A 10,291-nucleotide genomic window follows, 5' to 3' on the forward strand; every position below is an offset into this window, starting at 1 on the left:
TATGTCGCTATCATCAGAACAAGTGGATTTCTAGTTTTAGGTACAGAGGTATTACATTAATTTATTTCGACATAGGCTATCTCTGATATAAATGAATAATTTCTTCGGACAATTCACGTGCTAATAAGGAATTCATTAAGTGATCCTGCGCGTGCACCATAATTAACGTCATCGGCTGGCGGCCTTCGCCCGCATCCTGCTCGATCAGTTTGGTCTGCATCTTGTGCGCCTGGCGCGCGTAGCCATCGGCTTCGCGCAGCAGGCTTTTGGCCTCGTCAATGTTGCCCTGGCGCGCGGCGTGCAGGGCTTCAAAGCACAGGCTGCGGGACTGCCCGGCATTGACGATAATTTCCATTACGGCTTCTTCTAATGCGATCATAATCATGTCTCTTTTTCAAAACTATTATTTAACGCGGTGGCGGCAAACCACTCCCCGCTTTTCTTAATGGTGCGTTTCTGCGTCTCTAAATCGAGCTGGATAAATCCGTAGCGATTTTTATACGCGTTGCACCACGACCAGTTATCTATAAACGTCCACATATGGTAGCCAAGACAATTACACCCTTCGCTAATCCCTTTATGCAGCCAGGCTAAATGTTCGGAAATAAACTCGATGCGGTATTGATCGTTAATCTGACCATTTTCAATAAAACGCTGCTCATTTTCGACGCCCATGCCGTTTTCGGAAATAAAGCAGCGAGGGTTGCCGTAATTGTCGCGGAGGTTAATCAGAATATCGTAGATACCCGGCTCGTAGATTTCCCAGCCGCGGTGCGGATTCATCTTGCGGCCCGGCATCTCGTAATTATCAAAGAACCACTCCGGCATAAACGGCGCCTGCGGGTTCACCGCGCTGTCGCGACACTTCACGCGACGCGGCTGATAGTAGTTAATGCCGAGCAGGTCGATTTTCCCTTCCGCAATCAGGAAACCGTCTTCCGGCTTGCAGGCGGGCAGCTGGTCGTAAGATTTCAGGAGCGCCACCAGATCCGCCGGGTATTCGCCGCGCAGGACCGGGTCAAGGAAGCTGCGGTTAAACATCAGATCCGCAACGTGCGCCGCCTTCACGTCTGCCGGGTTCTGCGAGCGCGGATACGACGGCGTCAGGTTCAACACGATGCCGATCTCCCCCGCGTAGTGCCCGGCGCGGTAGGCCTGCACCGCCTTCGCATGGGCCAGCACCGTGTGATACGCCACGGTGGCCGCCCTGCGGAAATCCACTACGTTGGGGTAGTGGAAGTCGTACAGATAACCGCCTTCCACCGGCACGATCGGTTCGTTGAAGGTAAACCAGTGCAGCACGCGATCGCCGAACAGCTCGAAGCAAATCTGCGCGTAACGTGCGTACGCGTCCACCACGTTGCGGTTTTCCCAGCCGCCTATTTCCTGCATCGCCATCGGCATGTCGAAATGGAACAGAGTGATAAACGGCGTGATGCCCTGTTCATTCAGCTCATCAATGACCTGATTATAAAAATCAACCGCCTCCGGATTCACTTCACCGATACCGTCGGGGATCAGGCGCGCCCAGCTAATCGAGGTGCGAAAGCTGTTGTGGTTCAGCTGCTTCAACAGCTGAATGTCCGTTTTCCAGTGCTGATAAAACGTGGAGGTCTGCTGTGGCCCCACGCCGTTGTGAAAACGGTTCGGCTCGCGGGCAAACCAGTAGTCCCACGTGGTTTCCCCCTCTCTTGCCCCTTCCGTCTGGAGAGCGGAGCTTGCGCTGCCCCACCAGAAGTTATCGGGAAATGCGTATTTCATGACTCTTCCTCTTTGACTTAATTGCTGGCGGTCTCAGCGGCACCGACGGTTGCCTGGGCCTTCTGCTCTTCGTTTTTGATGAGCGTACGCTCATAGGCGCGCAGGAACGGCAGGTACATCAGCGCGGACATCACCATACAGACCAGGCACATCACCACCGGGCTCAACGCCCAGTTCGCCGCCCACGAGGCGCCGATCGGTGCAGGGGTAGTCCATGGGGTCAATGACACAACCTGTGCCAGCCAGCCGAGCTTGGTTGCCGCGTACGCCAGACAGGCGTTGACCAGCGGAACGAACACGAACGGGATAAACAGCATCGGGTTCATGATGATCGGCGCGCCGAACAGAATCGGTTCGTTGATGTTAAAGAAGCTTGGCACCACGCCCATTTTGCCGATGGTGCGCAGGTGGGTAACGCGGCTGCGCAGCAGCAGGAACGCCAGCGGCAGGGTGGAGCCGACGCCGCCAATCAGCAGGTAGTGATCCCAGAAGCCCTGCAGGTAGACGTGCGGCAGCGCCGCGCCTGCGGCCAGTGCCGCCTGGTTTGCCGAGAGGTTGGCCATCCAGAACGGGTTCATGATGCCGGTGACAATCAGCGAACCGTGGATACCGGCGAACCAGAAGATCTGGCACAGCAGCACGGAGAGCAGAATGGCGGGCAGGGAGTCAGAGGCGGACACTAGCGGCTCCAGCAGGTGCATAATCGCCTGCGGGATAATCATCCCGGTCTGCGCTTCAATGAACAGGTTCAGCGGGTGCAGCGTACCGATCACCACCATCACCGGGATCAGGATCTCAAACGAGCGCGCCACGCCGGTCGGGACTTCCTTCGGCAGACGAATGGTCACGTTGTTCTGCTTCAGCCACGCGTAAACGCGGGTGGCGTAGATCGCGGTAATCAGCGCGGTGAAGATGCCCTGACCGGAGAGATACTGGGTCGAGATTTTGCCGTCGGCATACGGCGCGGCGACCAGCAGGAAGGCCATAAAGGCCAGCAGGCCGGACATCACCGGGTCGAGGTTAAACTGACGCCCCAGGCTCGCCCCAATCCCCACCGAGATGAAGAAGGTCATCACGCCCATGCTGAGGTTAAACGGCAGCATCAGCTGCTCGCGGTAGGTCTGGGAGAAATCCAGCCAGCCGCGGGCGAAGCTGTTGGTGGTATCCGCCGAGAACGGCGGGAAGATGAACACCAGCATAAACGAGCCGATGATCATGAACGGCAGCGCGGCGGTAAAGCCGTCGCGGATGGCAATCACATACTTTTGCTGGCCGAGCTTCGCGGCCAGCGGGGTAATTGACTGCTCAATCACCGCGACCATGGATTGATATAACGAACTCATGTGAACACCTTTTAGTGTGCCGCTTCGATGAGCGACAGAGCATAGTCCAGTACTTTATCGCCACGCTGCATGCCATAGTCCATCATATCGATGGGCTGCACCGGAATGCCATGCGTCGCCGCCTTGTCTGAGAGTGTCTGTAACATGTATTTCACTTGCGGTCCGAGAAGGACAACCTGGTATTGCGGAAACTGCGTATCAAATTCGGAAACACCGTACGCATCAATCTTCACCGGCAAACCACGTTCTTTCGCGACATCGACCATTTTGCTGACCAGCAGGCTGGTGGACATCCCGGCAGAGCAGCACAGCATAATCTTGAACATCGACAACCATCCTCTAAATGTAAAAAGTTATTGCGAGGATGATTGGACATTATACGGAAACCGGTTTCCATTTATAAAAAGCAGAACTGTGATAGCCATCAAGATCCAATACTTATGAGGCTAATTAACCGGATGTGCGTCACATAATTTGGCTGGTTTGACATCATTTTGAGTGGAAACGGAAAATCGGTTTCCATGGAAAACGGAAACGGATATACTCCGTTCTGGCTATAATGTGAGCCGAAGCGGTGATGGAATTTGCAGGCGCGAGGTAAGCCTGCCAGGGGAAAAAGATGTCGACAATCAATGATGTATCACGTCTTGCCGGGGTGTCTAAAGCCACGGTTTCGCGAGTGTTGAGTGGGTCGCGTGGCGTTAAGGAAGCCAGCCGTCAGGCCGTTCTGAAAGCTGTGGATGAGCTGAACTATCGTCCCAACGTGATTGCCCAGTCGCTGCTGAGCCAGTCGACGGGCTGCATTGGGGTCATTTGCGCCCAGGAAAACATTAACCAGACCACCGGTTATCTGTACGCGCTGGAAAAACAGCTCAGCCAGCATCAAAAACACCTGCTGCTGCGTTTCGCGCACGGTAAAGCGGAAGTGATGAACGCCCTTGAAGAACTTTCCTGCGGGCTTTGTGATGACATCCTGGTGATCGGCGCCCGTTTCCCGCTGGACGTCGACATGGACAACGTCATCCTGGTCGACTGCATGGAGTCTGATAATTCCAACAGCATCCAGTTCGATCACGCTTTTGCCGCAGAAACTGCCTGTAATTATCTCACCAGCCAGGGGCGTCGCCAGATTGCGCTGATCCACCCCCACGGCAGCGGTTTTGCCGACCAGGTGCTGCTCGGCTACAAGCACGCGCTGGAGAAAAATTTCCTGCCCTTTAATCGCAACCTGGTCTTTATGGACGCGACGTCTTCGTCCGTTGCGCTGCAGGAGCTGCTGAATAACGCCAGCACGCTGAACTTCAACGCGCTGCTGGTGGCGGACGAGCAGGAAGCCCAGCGGGTGATCCCGCAGCTGCAGGCGTTTAATAAATCGGTACCGGACGACATCATGGTCTTTAGCCTTGCCGGATCGCTGCACCTGCCGGGTATTCCGGTGATCCCGGCGATTGAATATTCCATGGATGCCATGGCGGCGCGTATTGTGGGCTGGCTGACGGAGAAAACGCAGATGCTGGGCTCGTATGTGCTGCGCGGAGATTTAATTATTCCGGATGTGCGTAAGCGTTAAACATGTTTTCCAGGCCGGGTAAGCGTAGCGCCACCCGGCAAGCAGCATTCAATAATCTTCCATACAATCCACTTGACCAATCGCCCCCCAGTAGGCATCCAGGTTGTCGCGCTTCACGGCGGTAATGGCATTTTTGATTAGCAGCTGATTGGCCTCGGACGACAAAATCATCTCCTGCCAGGCTTTATCGCTCTGCTTTTTCTGTGGCGTACAGGTTTTCTTAATATCTTTAAGGACCTGCTGCTTTATTTGCGCCTCTTTCATGGGATCGTCCTTTTCCTGAGCATGGACAAACGCGGCGAAGAGCAGACAAACCAGCAGGCAGACAAGGTGTGCAGCTTTCATCAACAACCCCCTTTTGACGTCACAGGCTTCCCATGAAATATATCGTTACATTCAGTGTAGCGACGCCAGCCGAAAGTATGAATTTTCTCCGTAAAGTATCTGTGAGATAGTCAAACAGCACACAAAAACAGGGAGAACGTCATGCAACTGAGCATTACCAATACGGTTACGCAGCAGGAAAAAGAAGAGTTATTCGTGGGGCTGCGTGCCTACAACGCGCAATTTTTGGATATGGCGACCTTTAGCGGCGACGTTGGCGTTTACATGCGTGACGATAATGGCGCCATGCTGGGCGGGTTAATCGGTGTGCGAAAAGGCGACTGGCTGAATATCGACTATCTCTGGGTGAGCGAGACCGTGCGCGGATCCGGCGTTGGCAGCCAGCTCATCAGAACGGCCGAAGAGGAAGCCAGACGCAAAGGCTGCAAGCACGCGCTGGTCGATACCGCCAGCTTCCAGGCGCGGCCGTTCTATGAAAAACAGGGGTACCAGTTGCAAATGTCTTTGCAGGATTATCCTTATCCGGGCATGCAGCGACATTACCTGGCGAAAGCCCTTTAGCTCTGAATCCGCAGGCCGGGTAAGCGCAGCGCCACCCGGCTATACCCGCATATAACTTATCCTTCTTATTGATTCTTTTTCGGTTTTTATTTCACCGCCTCGTTGTCGATATAGTCATTACAACATTCAGCAAAAGGAACTGTCTTGTGAAACGTCGATTGGGTGCTCTGGTACTGGCTGGCCTGTTGCTGGCAGGGTGCGATCAAAGTGGCAGCGATGCCAAACACATTAAAGTCGGCGTCATCAACGGCGCCGAGCAGGACGTGGCGGAAGTCGCCAAAAAGGTGGCGAAAGAGAAATATGGCCTCGACGTGGAGCTGGTGGGCTTCAGCGGCTCGCTGTTGCCTAACGATGCCACCAACCAGGGGGAACTGGATGCCAACGTCTTCCAGCATCGCCCGTTCCTTGCAGAGGATAACAAGGCGCATGGCTACAAGCTGGTGGCCGTGGCGAACACCTTTGTTTTCCCGATGGCCGGCTATTCCCGCAAAATCAAATCCGTCTCTGACCTGAAGGACGGCGCAACCATTGCCATTCCAAACGACCCGACCAACCTGGGCCGCGCGCTGCTGCTGTTGCAAAAAGAGAAGCTCATCACCCTGAAGCCGGACACCGGGTTGCTGCCAACGGCGCTGGATATTACCGCCAACCCTAAACAGCTGAAAATCATGGAGCTCGAAGGGGCGCAGCTGCCGCGCGTGCTGGACGACCCTAAAGTCGATGTCGCCATCATCAGTACTACCTATATCCAGCAAACCGGGCTGTCGCCGGTGCATGACAGCGTCTTTATCGAAGACAAAAACTCGCCGTACGTGAACATCGTTGTGACGCGCGAAGACAACAAAAACGCCGAGAACGTGAAGGAATTTATCCAGTCGTATCAGTCGCCTGAAGTGGCGAAAGCGGCGGAGACGATCTTTAACGGCGGGGCGGTGCCGGGCTGGTAAAGGAACCGGCAGAAAACGCGGTGATTAAATTGGCCCGATTCCATCGGTAATCGCCCTTTAACCCACAGCGTTACCGGCGACGGCTGGCTATCCTCCTTATCACACCAACCGGAGGATAGCCCATGAACATTACCCACATTCGCAACGCCACCCAGCTGATTACCTACGCCGGAAAACGTCTTTTAATCGACCCGATGCTGGCCCCTAAGGGCGCTTATCCGGGCTTTCCCGGCACGGCGTATGCCGAACGTCGTAACCCGACGGTCGAACTCCCCGTTGACGTCAACACGCTGCTGGACGCCGACGCGGTGATCGTCACCCATACTCATGACGATCACTGGGATCGCGCCGCGGCAGAGCTGATCGCCAAAGATAAGCCGATCTACGTGCAAAACGAGCGTGACGCCGCGCTGCTGCGCAGCCAGGGGTTTAGCAACCTGACGGTCATGACCGACGCGACCTTCTTCGGCGATATTCTGATTACGAAAACCCACGGTGGGCAGCACGGGACCGATCGCGCATATGCAGTGCCCGAACTGGCGGAGCGGCTGGGCGAGGCCTGTGGCGTGGTGCTCCGCCATCCTGATGAGAAGACGCTCTATATTGCCGGGGATACCGTCTGGCGTGACGAGGTGGCGGCCGATCTGCAAAAGCATCAGCCGGACGTGGTGGTGCTGAACGCCGGCTATGCTCACGTCATTGGCTTTGGGCCTATCATTATGGGGCAGGAGGACGTGCTCAACGTCCATTTCCTGCTGCCGCAGGCCAAAATTGTGGCGAGCCATATGGAAGCCATTAACCACTGCCTGTTAACCCGCAGCGCGCTGCGTGAGTACGTTGAAGCCAACCAGGTGAGTGACGCAGTGAGCATTCCCCAGGATGGCGAAACCGTTATATTCTGAGTATCTAAAAGGGAAAGGAGAGACAAATGCCGCTAGCCAACGTCGCGATTGTCGCGGTAGACGGGTTCAGCCCGTTCCACTACTCCGTTCCCTGCATTCTGTTTGGCGACTCGGTCTCCGGAGAAAAGCGCTTTAACGTGACGATCTGCGCCGAAACGCCGGGATTCCTCACCTCAAAAGACGGATTTGCCCTCAACGCCACGCAGGATTTTACCGCCATTGGGCAGGCCGATATTGTTGTCGTTCCCTACTGGCAGCACGTTCTTGAACGCCCGCCACAGTCGCTGCTCGATAGCCTGGTGCAGGCGAGAGACAACGGCGCGGAAATCGTCGGGCTGTGTCTGGGGTCGTTTGTGTTGGCCTGGGCGGGGCTTCTCGACGGTAAGCGTGCGGCCACCCACTGGGAGTTCGAACGTCAGTTTCAGTCCCTCTTCCCGAACGTTCGGCTGGATATTAATGCCCTTTACGTGGATGACGGCAATATCATTACCTCTGCCGGGACTGCCGCCGCGCTGGACTGCTGCCTGTATATCATTCGCCAGCGCTTTGGCAGCGTGGTCGCCAACCAGATTGCCCGCCGGATGATTGTACCGCCCCACCGCGAGGGCGGTCAGGCGCAGTTCATCGCCCAGCCGGTACCCAAAGATACCCGCGACGGACGCATTAACTGCCTGATCGACTATCTTCAGCAGCACATCACCGAACCACATAGTCTGGACTCGCTGGCGGAGGTCGTCTCGATGAGCCGCCGCACCCTGACCCGCCATTTTGTTAACGCTACGGGGATGAGCGTCGCCGACTGGCTGACCACCGAACGCCTGCGGCGCAGCCAGATCCTGCTGGAAGCCGGAAATATGCCGATTGAGCGCGTGGCTGAGCTGGTGGGATTTAATTCCGCCGTCACCTGGCGACAGCAGTTTAAGGCGCGTTTTGGGGTGAGCCCTGCGGAATGGAGAAAAACCTTTCGTCTTCACAGCTAGTTTATTTGGGCTAACTCAAGATTTAAGGCTTAGTTAAATAATTTATTATTTTTTCTTAATCGACCTCTCATTTTTCTAAAAAATTATTTTATTTGATGAGCCCTAACGCAAATTAGATATACTCGCATTAAGAATGCTCTTATATTTCGAAAATATTAATTGCGAATAAATTTTGTGGCATGGATGAATAGCAATAAAATAAAAAAGAGAATAATTTCATTAGCAAATTATATTATTTTTATCTTATCGGTTACGCTTTTTTCAGCGAGCGTTAACGCTGCTCCGTTGTCTCCAGCCGATCGCGATTCCATCCAGCAGCAACAGCAGCAGCTTTTATTACAAAACCAGCAACAGCGTGAGGAGCTGGAGCGCAGTATTCCTCGTCCCGCGCCCGCCAGACCGCTGCCTGCTACCGGCGCCGGGCCCTGCTTCACCATTAATACCATTACCCTTTCCGGTGCGACCCTAATCTCCCCGAAAACCCGGCAGGCCCTTGTCGCGCCGTGGCAGGGCCGGTGTCTGGATATGGCAAAAATAACGGAGCTTCTCGCCCATATTTCTGACTGGTATATCAGCCGGGGATATATCACCAGCCGCGCTTTTCTTACCGAGCAGGATCTCTCCGGCGGTCAGCTGAATATTGTGGTGCTGGAAGGACGGCTGGAAGCGATCCGTCTGGAAGGCGAAACGCCGCACATGCTGAAAATGGCGTTTCCGGGACGGGTCGGCGGCATCCTTAATTTACGCGACATCGAACAGGGCATGGAGCAAATTAACCGTTTGCGTGCCGACCCGGTTCAGATTGAAATTCTTCCGGGAACGCAGGCCGGATATTCCATCGTTAACCTCACGGCAAAACCGGAATTTCCCTTAAGTGCATCGGTAAGCCTGGATAATAGCGGGCAGAAGAGCACCGGTGAAAACCAGCTGAATGGCGTGCTCACCGCGAATAATATGCTGGGGCTGGCGGATAAATGGTTTGTCAGCGGCGGGCGCAGCAGCGATTTTGCCAGCGCGTACGATGCGCAGAACTTCCAGGTGGGCGTCAGCGTGCCGTTTGGCTACGGATTACTGGACTACAGCTACGCCTGGAGTAACTACCGGACCACCATCAGTAACCAGGGCTTCAACTGGCTCTCCACGGGCGATACCAAAACCCACCGCGTTAACGCGTCCTGGGTGGTCTTCCGCAACGGGGAGGTGAAAACCGGCATTGCGGCTGGCGTGGTTCAGCGCTCCAGCCGCAACTGGCTCAACGACGCGCCGCTTCAGAGCAGCACGCGCAACCTCTCCAGCCTGGTTCTGGGCATTACGCACACGCAAAAAATGCTGGGCGGCGTGGCGACCTTCAACCCGACCTGGAGCCACGGCATGCCGTGGTTCAGTGCCGAAACCGACGAAGATAAGTCCGGGGATATGCCGCGCGCGGAATTCCGTAAATGGAGCCTGAACGCCAGCTTCCAGCGTCCTGTCGCCCGTAACGCCTGGTGGCTGACCAGCGCCTACGGCCAGTGGTCGCCCGACCGGCTGTACGGCTCTGAGCGCCTGACGCTCGGCGGCGAAAGCTCCGTGCGCGGTTTTAAGGAGCAGTACCTGTCCGGGGACAACGGCGGCTACTGGCGTAACGAGCTGGGCTACTCCCTCTTCACCCTTCCGGTGATTGGCGCGGTGAGCGCAACGGTCGCCGTTGACGGCGGCTGGCTGGAAAAAGACCGTCAGGACCGCTTTGCCTCCGGCACGTTATGGGGAGGCTCGGTGGGGCTGAGCAGCGCAGGGCGCTGGTACAGCAGCCAGATTTCGGTCGGCACGCCCCTGCACTACCCCGACTGGCTCGGCCCGGATCATGTGAGCGTTAACTGGCGCATTGCCTTCATGCTTTAAG

11 protein-coding genes are annotated in these 10,291 nt (G+C 55.6%); 6 read left to right on the forward strand and 5 right to left on the reverse strand.

The window, feature by feature from the left end; all coding sequences use genetic code 11:
* Nucleotides 1–76: 76 nt before the first annotated feature.
* From UR504_RS16230 to UR504_RS16245, 4 genes are read right to left on the reverse strand one after another with little or no spacing between them, the layout of a single operon-like run.
* Nucleotides 77–379: a PTS lactose/cellobiose transporter subunit IIA gene (locus UR504_RS16230; RefSeq protein WP_029741865.1), complete on the reverse strand. Its 303-nt coding sequence runs from the start codon at nt 377–379 to the stop codon at nt 77–79.
* Between the two features lie 2 nt (nt 380–381).
* Nucleotides 382–1,761, reverse strand: coding sequence for a glycoside hydrolase family 1 protein (locus UR504_RS16235; RefSeq protein WP_320739895.1), 1,380 nt, complete (start codon nt 1,759–1,761; stop codon nt 382–384).
* 17 nt (nt 1,762–1,778) lie between these two features.
* A complete protein-coding gene (locus tag UR504_RS16240) occupies nt 1,779–3,104 on the reverse strand; it encodes a PTS sugar transporter subunit IIC (protein ID WP_023309840.1) in 1,326 nt (441 codons plus the stop codon).
* Between the two features lie 11 nt (nt 3,105–3,115).
* The gene (locus UR504_RS16245; RefSeq protein WP_032644367.1) at nt 3,116–3,430 is read right to left on the reverse strand and encodes a PTS sugar transporter subunit IIB; all 315 of its coding nucleotides are present in this window, start codon (nt 3,428–3,430) and stop codon (nt 3,116–3,118) included.
* Between the two features lie 293 nt (nt 3,431–3,723).
* Here UR504_RS16245 and UR504_RS16250 point away from each other — a divergent pair, with 293 nt between their 5' ends.
* Nucleotides 3,724–4,674 (forward strand): LacI family DNA-binding transcriptional regulator, encoded by a 951-nt coding sequence (locus tag UR504_RS16250; RefSeq protein ID WP_115876739.1) that lies wholly within the window; start codon nt 3,724–3,726, stop codon nt 4,672–4,674.
* A 48-nt stretch (nt 4,675–4,722) separates the two neighbouring features.
* Here the strand turns inward: UR504_RS16250 and UR504_RS16255 are convergent, their stop codons facing one another.
* Nucleotides 4,723–5,019, reverse strand: a complete 297-nt coding sequence (locus UR504_RS16255; protein WP_127729048.1) for a YicS family protein — start codon at nt 5,017–5,019, stop codon at nt 4,723–4,725.
* A gap of 141 nt (nt 5,020–5,160) precedes the next feature.
* Between UR504_RS16255 and UR504_RS16260 the strand changes: the two genes are divergently transcribed.
* The 5 genes from UR504_RS16260 (at nt 5,161) to UR504_RS16280 (ending at nt 10,290) form a co-directional block, all read left to right on the forward strand.
* Entirely contained in the window at nt 5,161–5,580 is a 420-nt protein-coding gene (locus UR504_RS16260) for a GNAT family N-acetyltransferase (RefSeq protein WP_127729050.1), read from the forward strand.
* Between the two features lie 146 nt (nt 5,581–5,726).
* Entirely contained in the window at nt 5,727–6,527 is an 801-nt protein-coding gene (gene nlpA / locus UR504_RS16265; protein WP_320739898.1) for a lipoprotein NlpA, read from the forward strand.
* Between the two features lie 122 nt (nt 6,528–6,649).
* Nucleotides 6,650–7,429, forward strand: coding sequence for an MBL fold metallo-hydrolase (locus UR504_RS16270; protein ID WP_248175555.1), 780 nt, complete (start codon nt 6,650–6,652; stop codon nt 7,427–7,429).
* A gap of 26 nt (nt 7,430–7,455) precedes the next feature.
* Nucleotides 7,456–8,409: a GlxA family transcriptional regulator gene (locus tag UR504_RS16275; protein ID WP_320739901.1), complete on the forward strand. Its 954-nt coding sequence runs from the start codon at nt 7,456–7,458 to the stop codon at nt 8,407–8,409.
* Nucleotides 8,410–8,592: 183 nt separating this feature from the next.
* A complete protein-coding gene (locus UR504_RS16280) occupies nt 8,593–10,290 on the forward strand; it encodes a ShlB/FhaC/HecB family hemolysin secretion/activation protein (protein WP_320739902.1) in 1,698 nt (565 codons plus the stop codon).
* Nucleotide 10,291: the final 1 nt, after the last annotated feature.

The organism is Enterobacter sp. 241F3 (assembly GCF_034106785.1).
In the GTDB taxonomy this organism is placed as follows: Bacteria; Pseudomonadota; Gammaproteobacteria; order Enterobacterales; family Enterobacteriaceae; genus Enterobacter; species Enterobacter vonholyi.

What these genes read in the sequence shown, in the direction of transcription:
- UR504_RS16230 (WP_029741865.1), bottom strand. Translation starts at nt 379, where the DNA reads ATGATCGCATTAGAAGAAGCCGTAATGGAAATTATCGTCAATGCCGGG.
- UR504_RS16235 (WP_320739895.1), bottom strand. Translation starts at nt 1,761, where the DNA reads ATGAAATACGCATTTCCCGATAACTTCTGGTGGGGCAGCGCAAGCTCC.
- UR504_RS16240 (WP_023309840.1), bottom strand. Translation starts at nt 3,104, where the DNA reads ATGAGTTCGTTATATCAATCCATGGTCGCGGTGATTGAGCAGTCAATT.
- UR504_RS16245 (WP_032644367.1), bottom strand. Translation starts at nt 3,430, where the DNA reads ATGTTCAAGATTATGCTGTGCTGCTCTGCCGGGATGTCCACCAGCCTG.
- UR504_RS16250 (WP_115876739.1), top strand. Translation starts at nt 3,724, where the DNA reads ATGTCGACAATCAATGATGTATCACGTCTTGCCGGGGTGTCTAAAGCC.
- UR504_RS16255 (WP_127729048.1), bottom strand. Translation starts at nt 5,019, where the DNA reads ATGAAAGCTGCACACCTTGTCTGCCTGCTGGTTTGTCTGCTCTTCGCC.
- UR504_RS16260 (WP_127729050.1), top strand. Translation starts at nt 5,161, where the DNA reads ATGCAACTGAGCATTACCAATACGGTTACGCAGCAGGAAAAAGAAGAG.
- UR504_RS16270 (WP_248175555.1), top strand. Translation starts at nt 6,650, where the DNA reads ATGAACATTACCCACATTCGCAACGCCACCCAGCTGATTACCTACGCC.
- UR504_RS16275 (WP_320739901.1), top strand. Translation starts at nt 7,456, where the DNA reads ATGCCGCTAGCCAACGTCGCGATTGTCGCGGTAGACGGGTTCAGCCCG.
- UR504_RS16280 (WP_320739902.1), top strand. Translation starts at nt 8,593, where the DNA reads ATGAATAGCAATAAAATAAAAAAGAGAATAATTTCATTAGCAAATTAT.